This is a genomic window from Rhodanobacter sp. G1 (genome assembly GCF_055397855.1).
Window position 1 is genome coordinate 2,164,846 of sequence record NZ_AP039674.1, and the last position, 25,793, is coordinate 2,190,638.

A 25,793-nucleotide genomic window follows, 5' to 3' on the forward strand; every position below is an offset into this window, starting at 1 on the left:
GCGTGCAGCGCGGGCGCATTCGCACCGCACTTCGCGCTGCCTTCGGCGCAGCCGTCCAACGTGCAGGCGTCTTGCCTCGAACGCGCCCGGCCTGCGGCCGTGCCCGCGTTCGCCGGCGCGCTGGCTGCTCGCGCAGCAGCGCCGCGGGGCCGCCGCTGCCCGGAGCGTCAGCGAGGGGCAAAGGCGGAAGGCAAGACAAAAGGACGCGGCACCGGGCCGCGTCGAAAGCCAGTCTGCACGTGGGGTTGGCGCAGCACGACGCGGCTTCGCCGCCGTGCCGCTTGTGGCGCGAAGCCCGCGCCGATGCAGGCATGTCCGCGTGCATCGCACGACCGGACACGCCAGAGCTTGCAGGGAGCGCAGCCATGACCGACCGCCGCGACGACGATTTCCGCATCCGCCCCAGCGCCCCGAAGAACCGGGGCCAGGGCTTCGTCTCCAAGGTGCTCAAGCAGGCAGGCAAGGCCAGCAGCGGCAAGTCCTCGGTGCGCTGTCCTGGGACGGCTGGCGGCACCGGGAGGGGCACCGGCCAGCGGCCCGGCTCGCGCCTAGGGCGCGGCCACACGGCGGCGCGCTTCGCCGGCGCGAAGCTGACGCCCATGTCGCGGCGCGTGACCATCAAGACGCTGCTGGTCAACCAGCGCCAAGCCAGCGCGCAGTCGCTCGCCAAGCACCTGCGTTACATCGAGCGCGACGGTGTGGGCCTCGATGGCGAGCCGGGCCAAGCCTACGGGCCGCAGACCGATGCCGCCGACCTCGACGCCTTCAAGGAACGCTGCGCCGACGATCGGCACCATTTCCGCTTCATCCTCTCGCCCGAGGATGGCGCGGAGTTGGAAGACCTGCGCACCTACACGCGGCACCTGATGGGCCGCATGGAAGCCGACCTGGGCACGGGCCTCGATTGGGTAGCCGTCAACCACTGGAACACCGACAACCCGCACACGCACATCGTCGTGCGCGGGCGCGACGACATCGGCAAAGACCTCATCATCGCTGGCGACTACATCGCCGATGGCTTCCGCCATCGCGCCGCCGAACTGGCGACCGAATGGCTGGGGCCGCGCACCGAACTGGAAATCCAGCAGACCTTGCAGCGCGAGGTGGAGCAGGAGCGGTGGACGAGCCTCGACCGCACGTTGCAGCGCGAGGCCGGCGAGGATGGTCGGGTGCAGATCGAACGCTTCAACGAACCCCGGCTGCAACGCCAGCGCCTGCTGCTGATCGGCCGCCTGCAACGCTTGCAGCGCCTGGGCCTGGCCGACGAGATGCAGCCCGGCACCTGGGCCGTCCATGCCGACGCGGAAAAGACCCTGCGCGCCCTGGGCGAGCGCGGCGACATCATCCGCACCATGCAGCGGGCCATGCGCGGCGAGCCGCGCGAGTTGGCGGTGTTCGAGCCGGGAGACGATGGCCGAACCATCCTCGGCCGCGTGGCCGCGAAGGGGCTGGCCGACGAGCTGCGCGACCGGGGCTATCTGGTCATCGACGGGGTGGACGGCAAGGCCCACTATGTTGCGCTCAACGCCCGCGACGAACTGGCGAACTATCCAACCGGCGCCGTGGTGGAGGTGAAGGGATCTGCCGACGTGCGCGCAGCCGACAAGAACATCGCCGCGCTGGCGAGCGATGGCCTGTACCGCACCGACCACCACCTCGCCATCGCGCAGGGCCAGGCCGTGCCGGGCCGCGATCCGCAGGAAGTCGTCGCCGCCCATGTCCGCCGGCTCGAAGCCCTGCGCCGAGCCGGCATCGTGGAGCGCGTGGCCGAAGGGCTGTGGAAGGTGCCGGACGACCTGCCCGAGCAGGGCCGTCGCTACGATGCGCAGCGCCTGGGCGGCGTGGCGGTAGAGCTGAAATCGCACCTGCCCATCGAGCGGCAGGCCCGCGCGATCGGGGCCACCTGGCTCGACCAGCAGTTGATCGGCGGCGGCTCGGGGCTGGGCGACCTGGGCTTTGGCGGCGAGGCCAAGCAGGCGATGCAGCAGCGCGCCGACTTCCTGGCCGAACAGGGACTGGCAGAGCGGCGCGGGCAGCGCGTGATCCTCGCCCGGAACCTGCTGGGCGCACTGCGCAATCGGGAACTGGCGCAGGTTGCCAAGAACATTGCCGCCGAATCCGGGCTGGAGCATCGGCCGGTGGCCGATGGCCAGCGCGTGGCTGGCATCTACCGCCGCAGTGTCATGCTCGCCAGCGGCCGTTACGCGATGCTCGATGACGGCATGGGATTCAGTCTGGTTCCGTGGAAGCCTGTGATCGAGCAGCGGCTGGGGCAGCAGCTCGCCGTGACGGTGCGTAGCGGAATTGCGTCATGGGAAGTTGGGCGTCAACGCGGAGCATCCTTGGGATAATCAGTGCGATGGTTTCGAGCCCTACGATTCAGGAGCACCGAGCATCACGCCGTCTGCGACCGGCGAGCAGTCTGGGCATTCAGCGCAAAACCGGCCAATGCAATGATGAGGATCACGGCTTGCGCTATGGTGGTCTCTGCCGACGGATAGATTCCAAGCACTTCGATGCGTGGCCAATGGATCGGACTGGCGCTCAGCCAACCGGCTTCTTGAAGACCCGCGACTCCCTTGCCCGCGAGCACGACCGCGAGGACAGCCACCAGAATCGAGCTGAGGCTGAAGAACTTGCCAATCGGCATGCGGGCGCTGGTGCGCAGCATGAGCCATGCGAGGATGGCGAGGGCGGCCATCCCGCTCAGCAGTCCACCGAGCAATGCACCGTTGTTGCCGTCACCGGCCAGGGCCGAGTAGAAGAGCACCGTCTCGAAAACCTCGCGGTAGACGGCGATGAACGACAGCGCGAACAATGCCCATGCCGAGCGGCGCGTCATGGCTGCGGAGAGTTTTTCCTTCAGATATGCCTGCCATTTGCCGGCGGTGCTCTTCTGGTGCATCCAGAGGCCGACACTCAACAGAACAATGGCAGCGAAGAGTGACGACACCCCTTCGGTCACCTCCCGACTGGCACCGCTGATGCTCACGAAGTAGGTTGCCACGGCCCAGGTCAGGCCGCCGCAGGCCAGCGCCACGATCCAGCCGCCGTGGACGTAGGCCAGGACATCGCGCCGCTCAGCCTTCTTCAGGAAAGCGAGCATGCCAACGACGATCAACAGCGCTTCCACGCCTTCGCGCAGCAGGATGGTGATCGAGGCAATGAAGGTGGTCAGTGGCTCGGCTTTGTCCGCCCCCAGTTCGGTATCGACTTGGGCAAAAAGGTAGTCCAGCTTCTGCGCTGTAGCGTCCGCTTGCTCCAGCTTGCCGCTGGCAAGTGCGCCGCGGTAGGCCAGCATGGCGTTTTCCACTTCGGTGAGCAGCGTCTGGTTGCGTGCGCGCAATGCCGGCTCCAGTGGTTCAAAACCATCCAAGTAGGCGGACAAACCCAAGCGCGTCGCGTTGGCCTGGTCCCCTGCGCGCGCTGCAGCAAGGCTCTCCTGAAGCCGTGCACGAGCCAAGCCCAGCCCGCCCGTGCCGTTGGCGGTGACGGTCACTTCTGGATGGCTGCGGACGTAGGCGGTCAGGTCGCGTGCCGTGTCTTGCGGCATCCGTTCGGACAAGGTGGCCTCGGTCAATGTGGCAGCGGCTGCCAAGTCGGGAAAGACGGCTTTGGCGGTGGCGTCTCGGCCCCAGGATTGTTCACCGCGCGCGCGCATGGCGTCGTCGTGCGACAGCGTTCCGGCGAAAAATGCCAATGCCCACCGATCCTCGTCCGAGAGCGTGGCGAAACTGGGCATCGACGTGCCAGCGACGCCTTGAGAGATGACTTGATAGAGCGCGAGCACGCTGCGCGAGCGTGCCCGGTCGCGATCGGTGAACGCGATCGGCGGCGGGGTCAGCTTTGCGCCGAGCGGGCCATCGCCCCGACCAGTCGCCCCGTGGCATGCCGCGCAGTTGGCTTCAAACAGCACCTTGGCGCGTGCGAGATCCGGCGGCGTGGAGGGGGAAAGCGGGAACGGGTACGCCTTGACCAGTGCCGCCGCCAGTGAATGGGCGCTGTCGGCCACTGTCTTCGCGTCGGCCTTGGCCGCGATGAGTTCGCTCAGTGCCGTGGCCTGGCGCTTCAGTTCGGGGAGTGCCGGCGTGCTCGGCAGTGCGGCGATCTGCTGCCCCGCTGTCGCGGCGAACTCCTTCATTTCTTCGTATTCGCTTGCACTTTGAACCTTGCCATCCCGCACAGCGCCGCCGTAATCGACCGCCAGGTAGTCCAGCAATTGCCAGGTTTGCTTGGCCTTGTCTTGCGTAGCCAGAGGATCGGCATGCGCGACAGAGACGGCCATGAACCAAGAGAACAGAACGACTGAGAGTATGCGCAGGGCTTGCATGGGGGCCTTACCGGCAGAAAGTTCGCATCACAAATGCGAATGATTATAATTCATTGTTCTTGCGTGCCGCCACACCCGGAAGATCATCAGGGAGCTGTAGGGGCCTGTTGTTATGGCGTTATCGGCCCGGTCCACTGGTCACTCGACGGGAGCGGTCGCTTCCTGCGCATCACACGCGCATCCCGACAGCCCTTGCAGAATTCCGCACGACTCGGCAGGTCTGGCGCCGGAGCACGCATCGCGCAAGTCGGCCAGTTGGTGTTCCAGTTCGCGCAGCGCATCAATCCGTGATTTCACCTCCCGGATGCGCTCATCCAAAAGCAGGTTGACTTCGCCGCAATCCTGCGCAGGTCGATCCCGGTAGCTCAGCAAAGCTCGCACGTCGTTCAATGGCATGTCCAGCGAGCGGCAGCGAAGTATGAATTGCAAGCGTTCCACATGCGCCTCTCCATACAAGCGGAAGTTCCCTTGGCTGCGGCGAGCCTGCGGCAGCAGCCCCTCTCGCTCGTAGTAGCGGATCGTCACCACCGGACAGGCGGTGCGCTTGGCAAGTTCTCCGATCTGAAGGTTCATGTGCGGATTGGGGATAAAGGACTTGACTCTATAGTAACTATAGAGTGTTAAATCATCAACCTCATATCTACACAAGAGGAGTTGCCATGAGTGAATGTGGCTCCAAGGGATGTGGCTGCTCCACCGTTGCGATGCCCAGCCCGAAACCGGACACGGTCGAAGCAGCGTTGCCACAGGTGCGCTACCGCATCGAGAACATGGATTGCCCGACCGAGGAAGCGTTGATTCGCGACAAACTCGGGAAGGTGCAGGGCGTGAGTAGCCTTGAATTCAATCTGGTGCAGAGAACACTAGGAATCAGCCATCAGCTTGCCTCGCTGCGCCCTATCGAAGACGCGTTATCGGCTATCGGGATGCGAGCGGTTCGGATGGATGAGAAGGCGGCTCAGCAAAGTACCTGGTTGTCCATCCAGCAGATGGACTGCCCCACCGAGGAGGCATTGATCCGCGGCAAGCTTGCCGGCGTGCCGGGCGTTGCGAATCTTGAGTTCAACCTCGTCCAGCGCAGCCTGCACGTCGGGCACACACCCGACGCACTTCCCAATGTGCTTGCGGCCCTGAAATCGCTCGGCTTCGACGCCGAGGTGCGCACGGCTTCAACCCCTTCGGCAGCCGAGGCACAAGCGCCTGCACGCACAAACTGGTGGCCGCTGGCAGTGTCAGGCGTCACCGCGACGCTGGCCGAGGTTGTGTACTGGCTCAACGGCGGCAACCACTGGGTCGTGGTCGCGCTGGCCTTGGTGGCCATCCTCACTGGCGGCCTCACGACTTACAAGAAGGGCTGGATTGCGCTCAGGAACCGCAACCTGAACATGAATGCGTTGATGTCCATTGCGGTCACCGGCGCCATGCTCATAGGCCATTGGCCCGAGGCGGCTATGGTGATGGTGCTGTTCGCACTGGCCGAGGTGATCGAGGCCAAGTCCCTGGATCGGGCTCGCAATGCCATCCGTGGCTTGATGGACCTCGCGCCGGATACCGCATTGGTTCAACAAGCGAACGGCAGTTGGGCTACGGTGGACGCCAACGCCGTGCCCGTGGGCAGCCGTGTTCGCGTCAAACCTGGTGAGCGCATTGCCCTCGATGGCCTGATCGTCGAAGGCCGCTCATCCATCAACCAGGCCCCGATCACTGGCGAGAGCCTTCCGGTTGACAAGGCTGAAGGCGATTCCGTGTTCGCAGGCACGATCAATGGGGAGGGTTCGTTCGAATTCCGTGTCACCGCTGCCGCCAGCGCATCGACATTGGCCCGCATCATCCATGCTGTTGAAGCGGCCCAGGGAAGCCGCGCGCCGACGCAGCGTTTCGTCGATCAGTTTGCGCGGCTGTACACACCTATCGTATTCGCGATAGCCCTCGCCGTGGCACTTGTGCCTCCGCTGGTGTTCGGCGTGCCGTGGCTGGACGGGATCTACAAGGCGCTGGTTCTGTTGGTCATCGCTTGTCCTTGTGCTCTGGTGATCTCCACGCCGGTGAGCATTGTCAGCGGTCTGGCTGCTGCCGCACGGCACGGCATCCTGATCAAGGGTGGCGTCTATCTAGAAGAGGGGCACAAGCTCAAATGGCTGGCTCTGGACAAAACGGGCACGATCACGCATGGCAAGCCAGCGCAGACTGATTTCGCAGCCTGGGGCAACGCCGATCCTGATGCGTCCAGATTGCTGGCCGCCAGCCTCGCCGCCCGTTCGGACCACCCTGTGTCCTTGGCAGTGGCCCGTGCCGCAGTCAACGATGGGTTGACACCGCGTGATGTAGCCGATTTCGCAGCGCTGCCGGGGCGCGGGGTTCGTGGCGACATCAACGGGCAGATCTATCACCTGGGCAACCACCGCCTGGTCGAGGAACTGGGCATGTGTTCGCCAGATCTGGAATCCCGGGTGTCTGCGCTTGAAGCCGAAGGCAAGACCGTGGTGATGCTGATCGGTCAGGACGGAGTGCGGGCTCTGTTCGCAGTGGCTGACACCGTGAAGGACAGCAGCCGCCAGGCCATTGCCGAGCTGCACCGCCTGGGCGTCAAAGCCATCATGCTGACCGGTGACAACCCGCACACTGCCACCGCCATTGCCAGTCAGGTCGGCATTGACCGCAGTCGGGGCAATCTGCTGCCCGAAGACAAGTTGCACGAAGTGGAGCAACTGTCGGCCGACGGGAAAACCGGCATGGTGGGCGATGGCATCAACGATGCGCCGGCGCTCGCGCGTGCGGATATCGGCTTTGCAATGGGGGCGGCAGGAACCGATACGGCCATCGAAACCGCCGACGTTGCGTTGATGGATGACGACCTGCGCAAGCTGCCGACGTTCGTGCGACTGTCCCGTGCAACAGCTAGCGTTTTGAAGCAGAACATCGCCCTCGCGCTGGGCATCAAGGCGGTGTTCCTGATCCTGACTTTCACCGGGCAAGCCACGATGTGGATGGCGGTGTTTGCCGACATGGGGGCCAGCCTGCTGGTGGTCGGCAACGGGTTGAGGCTGTTGCGCCGATGAACTGGAAAGCCATTCTTTACGATTGGGGTGGCTTGAATAGCGCGCTGTTTCAGCTCGTCAACGAGGCCACGCCGCCGATTTTGATGCCGCTGGCCTGGATCTTCAGCAACTTCCTAGGCAACTACTGGACTGCGCCCCTGGTGATGCTCGGACTGTGGGCATGGTCAAGATCAACGGCCGAAGCCGAACGCGCCTTGGCGATTCGGCGGCAGCTTCTTCAATTCGTGGTCGGCTTCGGCATCGCGTTTGCAATAGCCTCCCTCTTGAAACTCTGGCTCGATTTTCCGCGGCCGGCAGCGGTATTTGGCCAAATGGATCATGTGCTTGGCACAGTGGAAGAGCACTATAGCCTGCCGAGCGGTCATTCCACTTACGCCGCACTTGTTGCCGGGGCGTTGTGGCCGCTGACAGGTATACGCCACCGATTGGCGTTAGCTGCTTATGTCGTTCTGGTCGGCTGGTCGCGCATTGCTGCGGGCATGCACTTTCCCGCCGACGTTCTGGCCGGCTGGGGCATCGCCTCCGGCAGCTTGGCGCTTGCCGGCTCGCTGCTGACGATGCGGCTGGGCGCAGGTAGGTTGGTGGGTCTGCGAGCAGCCGGCATCTGGTACGGCTTGGCTGCTGCGGTTCTACTTGGCGATCAAGTCGCAAAGGCTGTCGTCTTGCTCCTTTTCGGTTATGGCGATCAAGTTGCCGTAACCCCCTTCTTCAATCTCGTCCATTTGAAGAACAACGGTGCCGCTTTCAGCCTGCTGGCTGGTGCTGGTAGCTGGGCGCGCTTCGGTTTTGCCGCGCTTGCGCTGGGAGTCTCGCTCTGGCTGATCCGCCTGTTGCGTCAAGGAGTCTCGAAATGGGAAGGCGTTGGTTATTGCCTGATCTTGGGGGGCGCGCTGGGTAACGCGGTTGACCGCCTGTTGCGAGGGGCTGTAGTCGATTTCCTCGATTTCCATTGGCAGGGAGCACATTGGCCAGCTTTCAATTTGGCTGACGTCGCAATCTCCCTCGGAGCGGTCTGCTTGCTTGCAGCCGCCGCGCACCAAGGCAAGCCTGCTCCACAGGACCCCGGATACCAATGAGGATTTTAGTGTGATCAATTCGCAAAATTGGTTTTCACAGGAGCGGCGTTGACTCATGGAACTGCGTCATCTCCGCTGCTTCTTGGCCGTGGCCGAAGAACTCCACTTCGCCCGTGCGGCCGAGCGGTTGCACATTGACCAGTCACCGTTGTCCCGCACCATCAAAGAACTGGAGGAAGAGCTTGGCGCACACCTTTTCGTTCGCACTACTCGCCGCACGCAATTGACCCGCGCGGGACGGTTGTTCCTGGAGCACGTTCCGCGTGTCTTTACCGCACTGGAACAGGCCCGCGATAGCGTCAAGTCCGTCACCAACGGTTTTCACGGTCAATTGCGCATCGCCTTGTCCGATGGCATCACGCCGTCGCGCCTGCCGGCGCTGTTGGCGCAATGCCGCGAGGAAGACCCCGAGGTTGAGATTCGCCTGTTCGAGGTACCGCTGGCCCAGCAGATCAAGGGCTTGCACGATGACCTGTACGACGCGGGTTTTTCAATGGCCGAAGACGCGGGCGATGGCATTGTGGTTACTCTCGCGTGGGAAGACGAATTGATGGTGGCTGTGCCTGCCCGCCATCCCGTGCTCGCCTTCAAGCAGGTTCCACTGAAGGAAGTGCTGCGCTACCCGCTGGCGCTCGGCGATCCGGCTATCTGCGAGGGCCATGCGCGCCAGGTCGATCGGTTTCTACGTAAGCTCGAACAGGAGCCACTGATCGCGCAGCGCGTGGCGACCTTCGACGTAATGATGACCCTGGTTTCCGCCGGCCTGGCCTTGGGTCTGGCGGGCGAGGCGCACATAGCTTCCTGCCGCGAGCCAGGCGTCGTGGCCCGGCGCTTGGCGGGCAAACCGCCAATGCTCACGACCTATCTGCTGCGCCGCGATGCGGAGCCATCCGAGATGCTGGCCCGGTTTATTGAACGAGTGGCCTTCATTGATTCGGCAGATGATCTTGGGGCCGCCGATGATTCTTGACCCATCCGATGAAAGGACTGGAACCATGAACAAGGTAGTGCTGCTGATGCTGGCCGCTACGCTGAGCGCATGCGGCCCCTCTCAACCTTCGGAAACCGTGGATTTCCTAGTGGCTCATCCCGACCGCATCAAGGAGATCCAGCGCCAATGCAAAGAGGATCGCGCGAAGGTCGGCGACGAACTCTGCGTGCGCGCCGCCGAAGCCGCCAAACGGCGCTTCTTCGGTGATCGGCCGGAGCAGAAATCCAAGTAGCCTCGTTGCATACGCTTCGCAGCGACAAAGTTCTCCCTGTTACCTCATCACGCCGCAATGCGCTCGTGTCCGCGGCGTTTGTATTGCTTTCTCCCCTGCAAGAAATCTGACCTTTTCGGCCTGAATCACCGCCATAACGGCCTTTGACCGGCCTGCACGCACGCCTTGATTCTCAGTGCTGCGGCACCTCCATGTGCCGTGACTGGAGGCAGGGTCATGCAAGGGACGAACGTGCTGTTCGGTCAGATCGCCGTGGTGTTCGGCATCGTGATCGCCGGCGTGTGGGCAGCCACACAATGGACAGCCGCCGCCTTGGGCTATCAGCTACGCCTTGGCTCGCCCTGGTTCGACTTTTGGGGCACGCCGATCTACCACCCATGGCGGCTGTTCGAGTGGTGGTTCTTCTTCGATGCCTACGCGCCGCGCGTCTTTGACATCGGCGGCGCCATCGCGGGCGGCAGTGGCCTGGTGGCCGTGCTGGTGGCCATCAGTATGTCGATCTGGCGCTCGCGGCAATCGCGCCTGGTCACGACCTACGGCTCGGCCCGCTGGGCGAATGCAGACGACATTCGCAAAGCTGGCCTCACACAGCCTGCCGGCGTTTTCCTCGGCCAACACGATCGCCAGTACCTGCGCCATGAAGGGCCTGAACACGTCCTGACCTTTGCGCCCACGCGCAGCGGCAAAGGTGTCGGCCTGGTGGTACCGACGCTGTTGTCCTGGTCGGCTTCGGCCGTCATCCACGACATCAAGGGCGAGAACTGGCAGATCACCGCAGGCTGGCGTTCGCGTTTTTCGCATTGCCTGCTGTTCAACCCGACCGATGCGAAGTCGGCGGCCTACAACCCTCTGCTGGAGGTGCGGCGCGGCGCGCATGAAGTGCGCGACGTGCAGAACATCGCGGACATTCTGGTCGATCCCGAAGGCGCGCTGGAGCGGCGCAACCATTGGGAAAAGACCTCGCACGCGCTGCTGGTCGGGGCCATCCTGCATGTGCTCTACGCGGGCGAAGACAAGACGCTGCGCGGCGTCGCCAACTTCCTGTCCGACCCGGCCAGCCCGTTCGAGCTGACCTTGCACCGGATGATGACCACGCCGCACCTCGGCGATGGGCCGCATCCGGTCGTCGCATCGGCAGCGCGTGAAGTCCTCAACAAGAGCGACAACGAACGCTCGGGCGTGTTAAGCACCGCCATGTCGTTCCTCGGCCTGTACCGCGACCCGACCGTGGCCGAAGTCACCTCGCGCTGCGATTGGCGCATCGCCGACCTGATCGCGGCCGAGCATCCGGTGTCGCTGTACCTTGTGGTGCCGCCTTCGGACATTTCGCGGACGAAGCCGCTCATTCGCTTGATCCTCAACCAGATCGGGCGGCGCCTCACCGAATCGCTCGACGGCTCCGATGGCATCGAGCGCCGCCACAAGCTGCTGTTGATGCTTGACGAGTTCCCGGCGCTGGGGCGCCTGGACTTCTTCGAGACGGCGCTGGCCTTCATGGCGGGCTACGGCATCCGCAGCTTTCTCATCGCGCAGTCGCTCAACCAGATCGACAAGGCGTATGGGCAAAACCACTCCATCCTCGACAACTGCCATGTGCGCGTGACGTTCGCCACGAACGACGAGCGCACCGCCAAACGGATCTCCGAGACGCTGGGCACGGCCACCGAGCTGCGCGCCCAGCGCAACTACGCGGGCCACCGGCTCGCACCGTGGCTGGGCCACCTGATGGTGTCGCGCCAGGAAACCGCGCGCCCGCTGCTGACGCCGGGCGAAGTCATGCAGCTTCCACCCGACGAGGCCGTGGTGATGGTGTCCAGCGTGGCACCGATCAAGGCCAAGAAGCTGCGCTACTACGCGGACGCCAATTTCAAGCGCCGCGTGCTGCCGCCGCCCACGCTGGCGGACGGGCAGTATGCCGACGCGCCGCCGGCACGCGCCGACGCCTGGAGCGGGCTGGCGATTCCTGCCGTGCCTGCCGCACCAGCCACGGCATCCGCCGATGGCCTGGAGAACTTGGGTACGGCCGACGACGGCGGCCCGCGCCGCCAGCCCGAGCTATCCGAAACCGTCGCCTACGACCCCGAATTGGCTGCGCCCGCGGCCGACCTCGGGCTGCTCGATGACGACGACGATTTGCCGCTTCCCCTCCCGCGCCAGCTTGATCCAGCCATGCAGCGCACGGCCCGGCTGGCTTCCCTCGACCCCAACGACGGAATCGAGCTATGAGCCACTACCGCCTCAACCTGTTCATCCAGCCGGAGCACGCCAAGCGGCTCGATGAGCTGGCCGCCAAGAAAGGCGTGTCCAAGTCATCCATCGTCGCGGCGGCGCTTGCATCGTGGCTGTCGCCCGATGCCGCCGACCAGCGCGAGGCAGCCATCGCCAAGCGGCTGGATCGCCTCTCGCGCCAGGCCGAGCGCATGGAGCGCGACCAGAACATCCAGATCGAGACGCTGGCGCTGTTCATTCGCTACTACCTCACGGTCAGCACGCCAGTCCCCGAAGCGCACCAAGAGGCCGCTCGCGCACAGGGCAAAGCGCGCTTCGAGCAGTTCGTTGAACAGTTGGGTCGCCACCTGCTGCGCGGGCGAAGCCTGGTGCGCGACGTGGTGGAGGAGCTGCATCCCGACCCGATGCGGATGGAGGACGCGGCGGCAGCCGCGCAAGCGCAGGAGCGTGTGTCATGAGCGCCGTTCCGCAGTCCATGAGTGCCACGTCGCTCGACCGCCGCATCCAGATGCTGCGCACGGCGATGGGGCCGCTGATCGCCGCCGCGCTCGAAGACCCGGACGTGGTGGAGGTGATGCTGAATCCTGATCGCACCCTTTGGGTGGATCGGCTTTCCAGTGGACGCGCGCCGATGGGCGTGGAACTGCCCGAGGCGGACGGCGAGCGAATCATCCGCCTTGTCGCCGCCCACGTCGGCGCGGAAGTCCATCGCGGCCAGCCGCTGCTGTCCGCCGAGTTGCCCGAAACGGGCGAACGCTTCGAGGGCATCTTGCCGCCGGCCGCGCCGGGACCGGCCTTCGCGCTGCGCAAGCGCGCCATCGGCGTGATTCCGCTGGAGCGGTACGTCATCGACGGGATGATGACCAGCGCGCAGGCGGGCTTTCTCGTTCGCGCCGTCCGCGAGCGGCAGAACGTCTTGATCGCCGGCGCCACCAGCAGTGGCAAGACCACGCTTGCCAATGCGTTGCTGGCCGAAATCGCCGCCACCGGCGACCGCGTGCTGGTGCTCGAAGACACGGTGGAACTGCAATGCGCGGCCCGCGACCACGTTCCCCTGCGCACCCGCGCAGGCGTGGTGTCGATGACCGAACTGGTGCGCTCGTCCATGCGTCTGCGGCCGGATCGCGTCGTCGTCGGCGAGGTGCGCGGCGCCGAGGCGCTGGATCTCATCAAGGTGTGGGGCACGGGCCATCCGGGCGGCATCGCCACGATCCATGCCGGCTCCGCATTGGGCGCGCTGCTGCGCCTGGAGCAACTGATTCTCGAAGTGGCGGTGAACCCGCCGCGTGCGCTGATCGCAGAGGCGGTCAACGTGGTGATCCACATCGCCGGGCGCGGGCGCAAGCGCCGCATCGAGAGCATCGCCCGCGTCGTCGGCTTCGACGGCGTGGGCTACCAATTGGCGGACGCGCTGGAAACGCCGTTTCCCGAGCTGCCGCCACGTCCCGATGCCGCCCCCGCTGCGGCGACTTCCCCATCCCCTCACTCACTTGGAGAACTGCCATGACGCAGATGACCATTCCTGCTTTCCGTTTTTCTGCAAATCCGGCTTTGCGTCTTGCGCGGCTGCGCTGCCTGGCCCGCCCTGCGGGGCAAGGGCTGCTGCTGGCCGCGCTGCTGTTGTTCCTGGCCGGAACCGCGCAGGCCGCCGGTTCCTCGATGCCGTGGGAAGGCCCGCTGCAATCCATCCTCGAATCCATCCAGGGGCCGGTGGCGCGCATCGTCGCGGTCATCATCATCATCGCCACGGGCCTCGCGCTCGCGTTCGGCGACACGTCCGGCGGATTCCGCAAGCTGATCCAGATCGTCTTCGGCCTGTCCATCGCCTTCGCGGCGTCGAGCTTCTTTCTGTCGTTCTTCAGCTTCTCCGGCGGGGCCGTCGTATGAGTGCCCCGGACACCTTCGCGGACGGCTTCGAGGTGCCGCTGCATCGCTCGCTGACCGAGCCGATTCTGCTGGGCGGTGCGCCGCGCACTGTGGCGATCGCCAACGGCACGCTGGCCGCCGCCGTCGGGCTGGGCCTGCAACTGTGGATTCCCGGCGTGGTGCTCTGGATCGTCGGCCATTCGCTGGCGGTGTGGGGTGCGCGCGTCGATCCGCAGTTCATGCAGGTCTTCGCCCGGCACATCAAGCACCGCCCGCTGCTGGACGTGTGAGGGGAGGACGCCGCGATGCTGAACCTCGCCGAATACCGCCAGCGCCCGGCCTTGCTTGCCGACTGGCTGCCCTGGGCCGGGCTGGTCGCGCCGGGCGTCGTCTTGAACAAGGACGGCAGTTTCCAGCGCACGGCCCGGTTTCGCGGGCCTGACCTCGACAGCGCGACGCAAGGCGAGCTGATCGCCACGTCGGCGCGGTTGAACAACGCGCTGCGCCGCATGGGATCGGGCTGGGCGCTATTCATCGAAGCCGAGCGCCGGCCTGCGGCCGATTATCCGCACTCGGAGTTTCCCGAGCCGCTTTCGTGGGTGGTGGAGGAAGAACGCCGGGCCGCCTTCGAGGAATCGGGCAATCACTTCGAGAGCGGCTATCACCTGACGCTGCTTTACCTGCCGCCGGAAGAATCCCGCGCCCGTGCAGCCAAGATGCTCTACGAGAACACGCCGACGAATGGCGTGGGCTGGCGCGAGCGGCTGCAAGCCTTCGTCGCGGAGACGGATCGCGTCTTTGACCTGCTCGACGGCGTGATGCCGGAAATTGACTGGCTCGATGACGCGCAGACGCTGACCTACCTGCACGCGACCATCTCGACGCGGCGCTATCGCGTGGGCGTGCCCGAAGTGCCGTTCCACATCGACGCGCTGCTGACAGACTCGCCGCTGGTCGGTGGCCTGGCGCCCATGCTGGGCGACCAGCACCTGCGCGTGGTGTCGGTGCGGGGTTTCCCGACCTCGACCTGGCCGGGGATTCTGGACGACCTCAATCGCCTCGGCTTTGCCTACCGCTGGAGCACGCGCTTCCTGTGCCTCGACAAAGCCGAGGCGGAACGGGAGTTGGGACGCCTGCGCCGCCAGTGGTTCGCCAAGCGCAAGAACGTCATCGCGCTGCTGCGCGAAACGATCTTCCAGCAGGAAAGCCCGCTGGTCGATACCGACGCCAGCAACAAGGCCGCCGATGCCGACGCTGCCTTGCAGGAGCTGGGCGGCGATCAAGTCGCCTTCGGCTATCTGACGGCGACCGTCACCGTCATGGACGAGGACGCTGCCGTCGCAGACGAGAAGCTGCGCATGGTGGAGCGCGTCATCCAGGGTCGGGGCTTCGTCACCATCCCTGAAACGCTCAATGCCGTGGATGCCTGGCTGTCCTCGCTCCCCGGCAACGCCTACGCCAACGTGCGCCAGCCCATCGTCTCGACGCTGAACTTGGCGCACATGATGCCGGTGTCGGCGGTATGGGCTGGGCCGGAGAAGAACGACCACCTCGACGGCCCGCCGCTGATCGTCACACGCACCGATGGCGCGACGCCGTTCCGGCTGGTGACGCACATCGGCGACGTGGGCCACACGCTGGTCGCGGGGCCGACTGGCATGGGCAAGTCGGTCTTGCTCGCCACGCTGGCGATGCAGTTCCGCCGCTATCGCGGTTCACGCATCTTCGCCTTCGACATGGGCCGCTCCATGCGGGCCGCGATCCTCGGCCTGGGCGGCGAACACTACGACCTGAGCACGGATGGCGAAATCGCCTTCCAGCCACTCGCGCGCATCGACCGTGAGGGCTACCGCACGTGGGCCGCCGAATGGATCGAAGGCCGCTTGCTGCACGAAGGCGTGGCGGTCGGCCCCGACGAGAAGGCGGCTATCTGGTCGGCGCTGGGAAGTCTCGCCGGTGCGCCGGTGGAGCAGCGCACGATGACGGGACTTTCCGTGCTGCTGCAATCAAACACGCTGCGGCAGGCGCTGTCGCCCTATGTGCTCGGTGGCGCGCACGGCAAGCTGCTGGACGCCGACCATGACCGCCTCGGCATGGCCGACGTGCAGTGCTTCGAGATGGAGGAGCTGATGCACAGCAAGGCCGCCGTCATGGCCGTGCTGCATTACCTCTTTGCGCGCTTCGATGAACGCTTCGACGGTGCGCCCACGCTGCTGATCCTCGATGAAGCGTGGTTGTTCCTCGATGACCCGGTGTTTGCTGCGCGTATCCGCCAGTGGCTCAAGACACTGCGCAAGAAGAACGTCAGCGTCATCTTCGCCACGCAGAGCCTTGCCGACATCAAGGATTCGAGCATCGCGCCCGCGATCATCGAGAGCTGCGCGAGTCGGATTTTCTTGCCCAACCCGCAGGCGACCGAGCCGCAGATTCGCACGATCTACGAGGGCTTCGGCCTCAACAGGCGGCAGATCGAAATCGTCGCCACCGCGCAGCCCAAGCGCGACTACTACTACCAATCCCGCCTCGGCAACCGCCTGTTCGACCTCGACCTGGGGCCGGCGGCTCTGGCGTTTGCGGGCGCTTCCACGCCGCAAGACCAGCGCGACATGGATCGCGTGCTGCTGGACGCCGGCGTGCCCGGCTTCGCGGGCGCCTGGCTGCGCCATCGCGGCCTCGATTGGGCGGCCGACCTGCTGCCCTCGTTCCCCGGCCTCGCGCCGGGCTCCCTCGCTGACCAACCCCTGGAGAACCTGTCATGAAAAAGCGCCTTATCGCCGCCGCCATCGCGGCCATGCTTTGCACCGCCACCGCTCATGCGCAATGGGTCGTGGTCGATCCGACGAACCTCGTGCAGAACACGCTAACCGCGATCCGCACGCTGGAGCAGATCAACAACCAGATCCAGCAGCTTCAGAACGAAGCGCAGATGCTGATGAACCAGGCGCGCAACCTCGCCAGCCTGCCGTCCAGCGTGGTGAACCAGTTGCGCGCCAATCTGGCAACGACCGAGCGGCTGATCGCCCAGGCCAGGGGCTTGGCCTACGACGTGACGAATCTGGATCGGGAGTTCGCGCGCCTGTATCCCGAGCAGTACGCCGCCACCGTCAGCGGCGACCAGATGTACCGCGACGCGCAGGAGCGTTGGCGGAACACGCTCAACGGCTTGCAGACCACCATGCAGATGCAGGCGCAGGTGTCGCAGAACCTGGGCGAAGACGAAAGCGTGCTGGCCGATCTTGTGGGCAAGAGCCAGTCGGCCGAAGGTGCGTTGCAGGCGATGCAGGCCATGAATCAATTGCTGGCCTTGCAGGCCAAGCAGTCGATCCAGTCGCAGCGGCTCCAGATCACGCAAGACCGGGCGGCGTCGCTGGAGCTGGCGCGGCAGGCGGCAGCCACGGAGCGCGCCCGCGAGGTGCGGCGGCGCTTCCTCGGCGACGGCACGCCGTACACGCCGCAGTCCGTGAACTTCTACGGCAACTGACGGGAGGCCGCCATGCGATGCGTCCTCGTCCTGTGTGTCGCGCTGCTGGCCGCTTGCGGCGAGCAGCCGGCCGACCACCTTGCCGATGCCCTGGCCGCCGATCCCGTGCGGCTGAAGGCATTGCGCGCGCAATGCGCGGCCGACCGGCAGGCCACGGGCGAGGACGCTTGCCGTGCCGCCGCCGAAGCCTTCCGGCGGCGCTTCTTCTCCGGCCAGGCCGGGCCGGATGAATACCAGACGCTGGCCGACCTGCCGCCGATCCCGCCGAGCTTCGAGGAACCGGCCGATGGCATCGCGCCGGCCGTTCCCGCCGAACCGGAGGACACGCCATGAATGACGTGACCATCATCGACCAATTCCTCAACACCTTTGCCGCTTATATCGACTCGGGTTTCGGGCTGCTGCGGGGCGAAGTGGCGTTCCTCACGGCCACGCTGATCGTCATCGACATGACGATCGCCGGCCTGTATTGGGCCATGAGCCATGCCACCGGCCAGGGCGAGGACGTGATCGCCAAGCTGCTGCGCAAGGTGCTCTACGTCGGTGCCTTCGCCTACATCATCAATAACTTCAACTGGCTGGCCAGCATCGTGTTCCGCTCGTTTGCGGGATTGGGCATCACCGCAACCGGCTCGGCCATCACGATGGAGAACTTCTTGCAGCCGGGCCGGCTGGCGAAAACCGGCATCGACGCCGGGGCGCCGATTCTGGAGCAGATCGGCGAGATGGCGGGCTTTCCCGAAGTGTTCGTGAACCTCGACCCCATCGTGGTGATGTTCCTCGCGTGGCTGGTCGTGGTCTTGTGCTTCTTCGTGCTGGCGATCCAACTGTTCATCACGCTGATCGAGTTCAAGCTGACCACGCTCGCCGGATTCGTGCTGGTGCCATTCGCGCTCTGGAACAAGACCGCGTTCCTCGCCGAAAAGGTCTTGGGCAACGTGGTGGCCTCCGGCGTCAAGGTTCTGGTGCTGGCCGTGATCGTCGGTATCGGCTCGGGCTTGTTCGCTCAGTTCCAAGTCCATCCCGCCGAGCCGTCTATCGACCACGCGCTGGTCATCATGCTGGCCTCGCTCACCTTGCTGGCGCTCGGGATCTTCGGCCCCGGCATCGCCACGGGCCTGGTGTCCGGTGCGCCGCAGCTCGGCGCGGGCGCAATGGCCGGTGCTGCTGTCGGCGCTGCCGGCACGGCCGTCGCCATCGGCGCCGCCGCGACGGGCGTGGGTGGCGCCGTGGCGGCTGGCGCGCGCATGGCCCCGGCTGCCGCAAAGCTGGCCGGTAGCGGCGCGCGCGCCGCCACGTCGGCGGCCAGCAGTGCGAAGTCAGCGTTCCAGGCCGGTTCCGCCGCCGCTGGCGGCGGCGCAAAGGGCGCGATGGCGGGTTTGGGCAACGTCGCCAAGACCGGCGCGCAGGCAGCCGGGCGAGGCGCTGCATCCCGCGCTTCCGCTGCCGGGCAACGCATGGCCGCTCCCTTCCGCGCTGGCTGGAATGGCGCTGCTGCCGATGGCGGCGCGGGTGCGGCATCCGGTCAGGGTGCCGCAGGCGAGGCCGCATCCGGCGCCGCTACGGCGCAGACACAGGAACAGCCCGCTTGGGCCAAGCGCCTGCATCGCCGCCAGCAACTCACCCACGCCGCGACCACCACCGCCCACGCACTGCGCGGTGGCGATGGCGGCGGCTCCGGCCAGGGGCCGAGCCTGCGCGATTCCGATTCATAAGGAGAACTGACCATGCGATTCAAGAAACCGCAGGTGCGCTACGCCGACACGCCGCAGCCTGCCACGCCGTACCAAGCTGCCGGCCAGGTGTGGGACGACCGTATCGGTTCGCCGCGCGTGCAGGCGAAGAACTGGCGCTTGATGGCGTTCGGCTGCCTGACGCTCGCGCTGCTGATGGCCGGCGGCCTGGTGTGGCGCTCGGCGCAGTCCTTCGTGACGCCCTACGTCGTGGAGGTGGACAACGCGGGCCAGGTGCGCGCCGTGGGCGAAGCCGCCACGCCGTATCGGCCCAACGATGCGCAGACCGCGCACCACATCGCGCGCTTCGTGACGCTGGTGCGCTCGCTGTCCATCGACCCCATCGTCGTCCGCCAGAACTGGCTCGACGCCTACGACTACACGACCGACAAGGGCGCGGCCGTGCTCAACGACTATGCACGGGTCAACGACCCGTTCGCGCGCATCGGCAAGGAGTCGGTGACGGTGCAGATCACCAGCGTCGTGCGCGCCAGCGACACGTCTTTCAACGTGCGCTGGACGGAGCGCCGCTACGTCAACGGCGCCGCGGCGGGCCTGGAGAGGTGGACGGCCGTGGTGTCCATCGTGCTCCAGCCGCCGCGCACCGAAGAACGCCTGCGCAAGAACCCCCTGGGCATCTACGTCAACGGCCTGTCGTGGAGCCGCGAACTGGATTCTTCCGAAGGAGCCAAGCCATGAATGATCTTTTCCGTAAATCCGCCTTGCCGGTGATCTTGCTTGCCCTGGCGGGCTGCGCCACGCAGGGCAAGCCACCGCCGACCATCTCGCTCGATGAGCCGGTGCAGGCCCAGCCGCTACCCGAGCCACCCGCGCCGGTGGAGGTGGTGGCGGTGCCCGAGGTGCTGCCGATGCCGGCGCAGTTGAAGCCATTGCCCGAAGCCGAGGACGCCAAGCCCACGCCGGAGCCAGCCGACGAGAAGGTGCGCGTCTCGCGCGCCAATGCAGAGGCCCGCGTCGCGCCCACGCGCGAGGGCTACGTCAACGCGATTCAGGTGTGGCCATTCACCGATGGCGCGCTCTATCAGGTCTATGCGGCCGTGGGCCGCGTGACCGTGATTTCGCTCCAGCCGGGCGAGGAGCTGGTGACGGTGGCCGCTGGTGATACCGTGCGCTGGATCGTGGGCGATACGTCGAGCGGCAGCGGTGCTGATCTGCGCGTCAATGTGCTGGTCAAGCCGATCCGCTCGGGCCTCAAGACCAATCTCGTCATCACCACCAACCGCAGGACGTACCTGCTGGAGTTGGCTTCGACGGAAAAGACGTGGATGGCGTCGGCTTCTTGGGAGTATCCGCGTGACCGGATGCTGGCCTTACAGCGCCAGGCGCAGGCGGCCAGCGCCGCCGCGCCGGTGGACTCCGGCTTGTCGCTGGAAAACCTGCGCTTCCGCTACGCGGTCAGCGGTAGCAACCCGCCGTGGAAGCCGCTGCGCGCCTTCGACGACGGGCAGAAGGTCTATATCCAGTTCCCCGCCGGCATCGCGCAAGGCGAGCTGCCGCCGCTGTTCGTGATCGGGCTGGAAGGCGACGGGCAACTGGTCAACTACCGCTTCCGCTCGCCGTACTACATCGTGGATCGGCTGTTCGGTGCCGCCGAACTGCGCCTGGGCGGGGACAAGGGCGACGTGGTGCGAATTGAGCGCACGGACGGCGTTGCGCGGAGGAACTGACCATGAGCCAGGACGACACCCCCGACCTCGCCACGCCGCAGGCAGGCAAGGTCGCGCCGGAAGCGGTGGCGCTGCGCGCCCAGCCGCGTCCGGTCACTCGCCTGAACCGGCGCACGCTTGCCATCCTCGTCGGCGGCCTGTCGGTCGCCGTCCTTGGGGCCACGATCTGGTCGCTGCAACCGCAGCGGCGCGGTACGGGCGAGCAAACCGAGCTTTACAACGTCGATCGCGTCTCGAAGTCCGAAGGGCTGGATGCGCTGCCGACGGACTACTCGAAGCTGCCACCAGCCTTACCGCCCGATGTGCCCGAGCTGGGGCCGCCGTTGCCCGGCGACCTTGGCCCGGCCATCGTCGCTTCGCAGCAGCCGGTGACGCCGGGCTATTCGCCGCCAGGCCATGATCCCGAAGATGCCTTGCGCAAGGAGGCGGACGCGGCGGCGGCCTCGTCGGTGTTCTTCCGCTCGGGCGGCCAAGGGCAGACCGCCGCCACGGTCGCGCAGGCAGCGCCGGGGGCTGCAAGTACGCTTGCGGCCTTCGATCCGCTCGCTGCTGGGCCTGCCTCGACGGCGGCCCAGCCCGCCGACCCGACCGCCGTGCAGAACCGGCAAGACCAGAAAGAGTCGTTCCTGAAAGCCGGTTCTACGGAAACCCGCAATTCCGGCAATCTGGCGCTGCCCGCGTCGCCGTATCAGGTGATGGCCGGAACGGTGATCGCCGGTGCGCTGGTGACAGGCATCAAGTCGGACTTGCCGGGCGACGTGATCGGCACTGTGACGGAGCCGGTCTATGACACAGCCACCGGCAAGTTCCTGCTGATTCCGCAGGGGTCGCGCATCCTCGGGCGCTACAACAGCCAGGTCAGCTACGGACAGAGCCGCGTGCAGGTGGTGTGGAACCGGATCATCCTGCCCGACACGTCCTCGCTGACGCTCGACAACCTTGTCGGCACCGACCCGGCCGGCTACGCGGGCTTGGAGGATGACGTGGACTGGCACTGGAACCGCATCTTTGCCGGTGCGGTGCTGACGACGCTGCTGGGCGTCGGCGCAGAGCTGGCCGCGCCAGAGAACCGCCAGGACGGCAACCGCATCGTCATTGCCGGGCGTGACAGCGCCCAGGACAGCATCAATCAGGTCGGCCAGGAGATCACCCGACGCAACATGAACATCCAGCCGACGCTGACCGAGCGGCCTGGCCTGCCCGTGCGAATCATCGTCAACCGGGATCTGGTGCTGCGGCCGTACCAGCCGCTGTTCTTCAATCGGGGAGCTTCGCAATGAGCACTACCAAGAAGCTGCGGCTCGGGCCGCTGCCCAAGACCGAAAGCGTCAAACTGACCTTTGCCTGCCCGGCCAGCTTGAAAGCCGACCTCGACCGCTACGCCGCGCTGCACGCGCAGGCGTATGGCGAGGCGGTCGATGCCGTGACGCTGATCCCGCACATGCTGGAGGCGTTCATGGTGGGGGATCGGGGATTCAAGCGCACACAGCCCAAGAACGGAAAAGCCGCCCCTGCGTGAACAGGGGCGGCTTTGGATTGGTGCCCGAGGCCGGAATCGAACCGGCACGCCTTTCGGCGAGGGATTTTCTTACCACTTCGACTTTCGCCGCCGCCCTGCTCAACGCAGGGCGTTCGTGGTCTGGAGCACGCCTTCACCATAGCCTTGCGGCCGTAGGTGCCCGCCGTCTGCTCTCTACACCTTCCCAAGCTGTAGCTTGGGCTTGGCTCGGCGTTGGCTCGGATGCAAAAGCATCCAGGGCGTTCGCCGACTTTGACGGGCTTCACTTCGGGCGTTTCCCCCCGAAGGCTCAAATTGTTCAAGTCCCTTGTGTCTACCGATTTCACCACTCGGGCGTAGTGCTCAACACACTGAAAACACCTACCTCCATCTACTGGCGCCTAGCTGGCCCCTGGCCGTCAAGCCTAGCTGCAAAGCTACAGCTCGGATGCCCGCAAACCGTTGTCACTATTGACCTTCTGGCTCGGCAGTTCTAGCAGGAAGGACTTGACAAAACAGATTTTAAGTCCCTTGCGTCTACCAGTTTCGCCATCCGGGCGGCGTGGGATGCCTTCTTGCAGGCAGTGCGGATCGTAACATGCGCCCGCGGCGCGACTGGCACGCGTTCCGCGTTCCGCAGAAACGAAAAACCCGCCGGATGGCGGGCTTCGATACGCTGGTTTGGAGGCCTAGGTCGGAATCGAACCGGCGTACGCGGATTTGCAGTCCGCTGCATGACCACTCTGCCACCAGGCCAAACTGCGTGAAACTGGAGCGGGAAACGAGACTCGAACTCGCGACCCCGACCTTGGCAAGGTCGTGCTCTACCAACTGAGCTATTCCCGCTTGGTGAGCCGCGAATGATAGCAGAAGAACGCCGGATGGGAAGCCCCGGTTCCGTATCTGCCGCCCACCTCACGGCCGATCCCGAAACGACGAAGCCCCGGCGAACCGGGGCTTCGTGCTTGAACCTGGAGCGGGAAACGAGACTCGAACTCGCGACCCCGACCTTGGCAAGGTCGTGCTCTACCAACTGAGCTATTCCCGCTTGGGAGCGCGCATTCTAATACGCGAACGCGCGGCGTCAAGCCTTCAATCGTCGTTGCGCGCACCCTGCTGCGACGACAGCGCATCGTCGCGCAGGCTGGGCCAGGCCGCGCGCAGGTAGTACAGGCCCGACCAGATGGTGAGCACGCCGGCCAGCACCAGCAGCGCCTCGCCGATGTGGTACAGGCGCAGTGCGGTGGCCTCCTTCTCGTGCTGCACGATCAGCACCACCAGCGCCACGATCTGCATCACCGTCTTCAGCTTGCCGACGAAGGCCACTTTCACCGTGGCACGCATGCCGACTTCGGCCATCCATTCGCGCAGCGCGGAGATGCTGATCTCGCGCCCCACGATCACCGCCGCGGTCACCGCCATCACGATGCTGGACCAGCCCTCCGGGTGCGACTCCACCAGCAGGAACAGCGTCACCGCCACCATCAGCTTGTCGGCCACCGGATCGAGGAAGGCGCCGAACGCCGAGGTGAGGTTCATGCGCCGCGCGAGGAAGCCGTCCAGCCAGTCGGTGACGGCGGCAAGCACGAACACCACGGCGGCGGTGATGTTGTGGCCATGGAACGGCAGGTAGAACACCACCACCATCACCGGCAGCAGCAGCACGCGGAACAGGGTCAGCCAGGTGGGAAGGTTGATGTGCATGGGGGCGCCTGCGGATTTGCCACAGTGTCGCATGCCGCCGCGCCCGCGCGCAGTGCGGCCCTGCGCAGCGTTCAGCCGTGCAGCGCGTCGTAGATGCGTTCGGCCAGGCCCCGGTCGATGCCCTTCACGCGCATCAGCTCCTCCACGCCGGCGGCCTCCACCCCGGCCAGGCCGCCGAAGGTTTTCAGCAGCGCGCTGCGCCGGCGCGCGCCCACGCCGGGCACGTCTTCCAGCACGCTGCGCTCGCGCGCCTTCTCGCGGCGCTTGCGGTGGCCGCTGATCGCGAAGCGGTGCGACTCGTCGCGCACCGCCGCTACAAGGTGCAACGCCGGCGAAGTCGGGCCGGGATGGATCTCGCGACCCTGGTCGACCAGGATCAGGGTTTCCTCGCCCGCGCGCCGCGCCGGCCCCTTGGCCACGCCGACCACGTGGATGCCGGCGACGCCAAGCTCGTTCAGCACCTCCAGCGCCTGCGCCACCTGGCCGCCGCCGCCGTCGATCAGCAGCACGTCGGGCTTCGCGCCCTCGCCTTCGGCCACCTTGCGGAAGCGCCGGGTCAGCGCCTGGTGCATGGCGGCATAGTCGTCGCCGGGCGTGATGCCGGCGATGTTGAAGCGGCGGTAGTGCGACTTCTCCGGCCCTTCCGGCCCGAACACCACGCAGGAGGCCACGGTGAGTTCGCCGCGGGTATGGCTGATGTCGAAGCACTCGATGCGCCGCGGCGGCTCGGGCAGTTCCAGCAGCGTCCGCAGATCCTCGAAGCGCGTGCCCAGGGTCTGCCGGCTGGCGAGACGCTGGGTGAGCGAGGCCTGCGCGTTGCGCTCGGCCATCTGCAGGAAGCGCGCGCGTTCGCCGCGCACGCGGCTCTTGAGTTCCACCGCGTGGCCGCTCTGTTCGGCGAGCATCTGCGCCAGCATCTCCTGCTCCGGCAGTTCGTCGCCGAGGATCAGCTCGCGCGGCACCGGGCGGTCGAGGTAGTACTGCGCCACGAACTGCGCGAGCAGATCGGCCGGCTCGGCGTCCAGCGGCAGGCGCGGGAAGAAATCGCGCGTGCCCAGGCTGATGCCGTCACGGAAGAACAGCACGCTGACGCAAGCGAGGCCAGCCTCGATGCGGCAGGCGATCACGTCCATGTCGGCGCTGGCGCCCTGCACGTGGTGCTGGGCCTGCAACTGGCGCAAAGCGGCCACCTGGTCGCGCAGCACGGCGGCGCGCTCGAAATCGAGCTGCGCGCTGGCCTGCTCCATCGCGGCGGCCAGCTCGTCGATCACCGCGCTGCTGCGGCCTTCCAGGAACATCTCGGCGTGACGCACGTCGCGGGCGTAGTCTTCCCTGGAGATCAGCCCCACGCAGGGCGCGGTGCAGCGGCCGATCTGGTGTTGCAGGCAGGGCCGCGAGCGGTTGCGGAAATAACTGTCCTCGCACTGGCGCACCTTGAACAGCTTCTGCATCAGGCCCAGGCTCTCGCGCACCGCGAAGGTGCTGGGATACGGCCCGAAATAGCGCCCCGGCAGGTTCTTCGCGCCCCGATGGAAGGCCAGCCGCGGGTAGTCCTCGCCGCCGGACAGGTAGATGTACGGGTAGCTCTTGTCGTCGCGCAGCAGGATGTTGTAGCGCGGCTTGAGCGACTTGATCAGCTGCGATTCCAGCAGCAGCGCCTCGCCCTCGGTGCGCGTCACGGTGATCTCGGCGCGCGCGATCTGCGCCACCATCGCGGCGATGCGCGGTTGCAGGGCAGGCTTCAGGAAATAGCTGCCCACACGCTTCTTCAGGTTGCCTGCCTTGCCCACGTAGAGCAGCTCGCCGTCCGCGTCGAAATAGCGGTAGACGCCGGGCGAGGTGGTAAGGGTGCGGACGAAGGCCTTGCCGTCGAAGGCAAGCGGCGGTGTGGGCTGCATGCGCGGAT

Annotated in this window: 22 protein-coding genes and 3 tRNA genes; 18 read left to right on the plus strand and 7 right to left on the minus strand. The window is 66.0% G+C overall.

From position 1 onward, the window contains the following. Positions 1–365: 365 nt before the first annotated feature. Positions 366–2,351 carry a relaxase/mobilization nuclease domain-containing protein gene (locus tag ACZ5Z2_RS09790; RefSeq protein ID WP_169339197.1) on the plus strand — a complete coding sequence of 662 codons (1,986 nt, stop codon included), beginning with the start codon at positions 366–368 and terminating at the stop codon, positions 2,349–2,351. 44 nt (positions 2,352–2,395) lie between these two features. Here ACZ5Z2_RS09790 and ACZ5Z2_RS09795 read toward each other — a convergent pair whose 3' ends face one another. Together ACZ5Z2_RS09795 and cadR are read right to left on the minus strand one after the other, a co-directional pair. Continuing rightward, positions 2,396–4,330, minus strand: a complete 1,935-nt coding sequence (locus ACZ5Z2_RS09795) for a cytochrome c/FTR1 family iron permease (protein ID WP_270922081.1) — start codon at positions 4,328–4,330, stop codon at positions 2,396–2,398. Between the two features lie 138 nt (positions 4,331–4,468). After that, complete coding sequence (cadR, locus tag ACZ5Z2_RS09800; protein WP_169339196.1) at positions 4,469–4,903, minus strand: Cd(II)/Pb(II)-responsive transcriptional regulator; 435 nt, start codon at positions 4,901–4,903, stop codon at positions 4,469–4,471. A gap of 86 nt (positions 4,904–4,989) precedes the next feature. Between cadR and ACZ5Z2_RS09805 the strand changes: the two genes are divergently transcribed. The 17 genes from ACZ5Z2_RS09805 to ACZ5Z2_RS09885 all read left to right on the plus strand — a co-directional run bounded on the left by ACZ5Z2_RS09805 (position 4,990) and on the right by ACZ5Z2_RS09885 (position 22,204). Beyond that, entirely contained in the window at positions 4,990–7,389 is a 2,400-nt protein-coding gene (locus tag ACZ5Z2_RS09805) for a heavy metal translocating P-type ATPase (protein WP_169339195.1), read from the plus strand. Beyond that, positions 7,386–8,465 carry a signal peptidase II gene (lspA, locus tag ACZ5Z2_RS09810; RefSeq protein ID WP_169339194.1) on the plus strand — a complete coding sequence of 360 codons (1,080 nt, stop codon included), beginning with the start codon at positions 7,386–7,388 and terminating at the stop codon, positions 8,463–8,465. The genes ACZ5Z2_RS09805 and lspA overlap by 4 nt, the downstream gene beginning before the upstream one ends. A gap of 55 nt (positions 8,466–8,520) precedes the next feature. Next, positions 8,521–9,435, plus strand: a complete 915-nt coding sequence (locus ACZ5Z2_RS09815) for a LysR family transcriptional regulator (RefSeq protein ID WP_169339193.1) — start codon at positions 8,521–8,523, stop codon at positions 9,433–9,435. Positions 9,436–9,460: 25 nt separating this feature from the next. Continuing rightward, complete coding sequence (locus ACZ5Z2_RS09820; RefSeq protein ID WP_169339192.1) at positions 9,461–9,688, plus strand: EexN family lipoprotein; 228 nt, start codon at positions 9,461–9,463, stop codon at positions 9,686–9,688. A 216-nt stretch (positions 9,689–9,904) separates the two neighbouring features. Next, on the plus strand, positions 9,905–11,914 hold the full coding sequence (locus tag ACZ5Z2_RS09825) for a conjugal transfer protein TraG (protein ID WP_298288781.1): 2,010 nt from the start codon (positions 9,905–9,907) through the stop codon (positions 11,912–11,914). Further along, positions 11,911–12,375, plus strand: a complete 465-nt coding sequence (locus ACZ5Z2_RS09830) for a CopG family transcriptional regulator (protein ID WP_260731235.1) — start codon at positions 11,911–11,913, stop codon at positions 12,373–12,375. The genes ACZ5Z2_RS09825 and ACZ5Z2_RS09830 overlap by 4 nt, the downstream gene beginning before the upstream one ends. Continuing rightward, positions 12,372–13,424 (plus strand): P-type conjugative transfer ATPase TrbB, encoded by a 1,053-nt coding sequence (trbB, locus tag ACZ5Z2_RS09835; protein ID WP_260731236.1) that lies wholly within the window; start codon positions 12,372–12,374, stop codon positions 13,422–13,424. The genes ACZ5Z2_RS09830 and trbB overlap by 4 nt, the downstream gene beginning before the upstream one ends. After that, the gene (locus ACZ5Z2_RS09840; RefSeq protein WP_003103996.1) at positions 13,421–13,804 is read left to right on the plus strand and encodes a TrbC/VirB2 family type IV secretion system protein; all 384 of its coding nucleotides are present in this window, start codon (positions 13,421–13,423) and stop codon (positions 13,802–13,804) included. Before trbB ends, ACZ5Z2_RS09840 begins: the two co-directional genes overlap by 4 nt. After that, the gene (locus ACZ5Z2_RS09845; protein WP_003103993.1) at positions 13,801–14,073 is read left to right on the plus strand and encodes a VirB3 family type IV secretion system protein; all 273 of its coding nucleotides are present in this window, start codon (positions 13,801–13,803) and stop codon (positions 14,071–14,073) included. The genes ACZ5Z2_RS09840 and ACZ5Z2_RS09845 overlap by 4 nt, the downstream gene beginning before the upstream one ends. 15 nt (positions 14,074–14,088) lie before the next feature. Beyond that, complete coding sequence (gene trbE / locus ACZ5Z2_RS09850) at positions 14,089–16,542, plus strand: conjugal transfer protein TrbE (RefSeq protein WP_446941971.1); 2,454 nt, start codon at positions 14,089–14,091, stop codon at positions 16,540–16,542. Then, entirely contained in the window at positions 16,539–17,264 is a 726-nt protein-coding gene (gene trbJ / locus ACZ5Z2_RS09855) for a P-type conjugative transfer protein TrbJ (protein WP_017677040.1), read from the plus strand. The genes trbE and trbJ overlap by 4 nt, the downstream gene beginning before the upstream one ends. Positions 17,265–17,276: 12 nt before the next feature. Next, the gene (locus ACZ5Z2_RS09860; RefSeq protein ID WP_024162191.1) at positions 17,277–17,597 is read left to right on the plus strand and encodes a hypothetical protein; all 321 of its coding nucleotides are present in this window, start codon (positions 17,277–17,279) and stop codon (positions 17,595–17,597) included. Further along, the gene (gene trbL / locus ACZ5Z2_RS09865; RefSeq protein WP_034011154.1) at positions 17,594–18,979 is read left to right on the plus strand and encodes a P-type conjugative transfer protein TrbL; all 1,386 of its coding nucleotides are present in this window, start codon (positions 17,594–17,596) and stop codon (positions 18,977–18,979) included. Before ACZ5Z2_RS09860 ends, trbL begins: the two co-directional genes overlap by 4 nt. 12 nt (positions 18,980–18,991) lie before the next feature. After that, positions 18,992–19,696 (plus strand): conjugal transfer protein TrbF, encoded by a 705-nt coding sequence (trbF, locus tag ACZ5Z2_RS09870; RefSeq protein WP_044422169.1) that lies wholly within the window; start codon positions 18,992–18,994, stop codon positions 19,694–19,696. After that, positions 19,693–20,685 (plus strand): P-type conjugative transfer protein TrbG, encoded by a 993-nt coding sequence (gene trbG / locus ACZ5Z2_RS09875; RefSeq protein ID WP_151320005.1) that lies wholly within the window; start codon positions 19,693–19,695, stop codon positions 20,683–20,685. Before trbF ends, trbG begins: the two co-directional genes overlap by 4 nt. Positions 20,686–20,687: 2 nt before the next feature. After that, complete coding sequence (locus ACZ5Z2_RS09880) at positions 20,688–21,965, plus strand: TraB/TrbI/VirB10 family type IV secretion system protein (protein WP_260731238.1); 1,278 nt, start codon at positions 20,688–20,690, stop codon at positions 21,963–21,965. Beyond that, complete coding sequence (locus ACZ5Z2_RS09885) at positions 21,962–22,204, plus strand: DUF2274 domain-containing protein (protein ID WP_017677045.1); 243 nt, start codon at positions 21,962–21,964, stop codon at positions 22,202–22,204. The genes ACZ5Z2_RS09880 and ACZ5Z2_RS09885 overlap by 4 nt, the downstream gene beginning before the upstream one ends. Positions 22,205–22,865: 661 nt before the next feature. Here the strand turns inward: ACZ5Z2_RS09885 and ACZ5Z2_RS09890 are convergent. The 5 genes from ACZ5Z2_RS09890 to uvrC all read right to left on the minus strand — a co-directional run bounded on the left by ACZ5Z2_RS09890 (position 22,866) and on the right by uvrC (position 25,785). After that, a tRNA-Cys gene (locus tag ACZ5Z2_RS09890) sits at positions 22,866–22,939 on the minus strand. 14 nt (positions 22,940–22,953) lie between these two features. Further along, a tRNA-Gly gene (locus ACZ5Z2_RS09895) sits at positions 22,954–23,029 on the minus strand. A 126-nt stretch (positions 23,030–23,155) separates the two neighbouring features. Then, positions 23,156–23,231, minus strand: a tRNA-Gly gene (locus ACZ5Z2_RS09900). A 44-nt stretch (positions 23,232–23,275) separates the two neighbouring features. Further along, positions 23,276–23,887, minus strand: a complete 612-nt coding sequence (gene pgsA, locus ACZ5Z2_RS09905; protein ID WP_464758375.1) for a CDP-diacylglycerol--glycerol-3-phosphate 3-phosphatidyltransferase — start codon at positions 23,885–23,887, stop codon at positions 23,276–23,278. Between the two features lie 71 nt (positions 23,888–23,958). Then, on the minus strand, positions 23,959–25,785 hold the full coding sequence (gene uvrC, locus ACZ5Z2_RS09910; RefSeq protein WP_464758376.1) for an excinuclease ABC subunit UvrC: 1,827 nt from the start codon (positions 25,783–25,785) through the stop codon (positions 23,959–23,961). Positions 25,786–25,793: the final 8 nt, after the last annotated feature.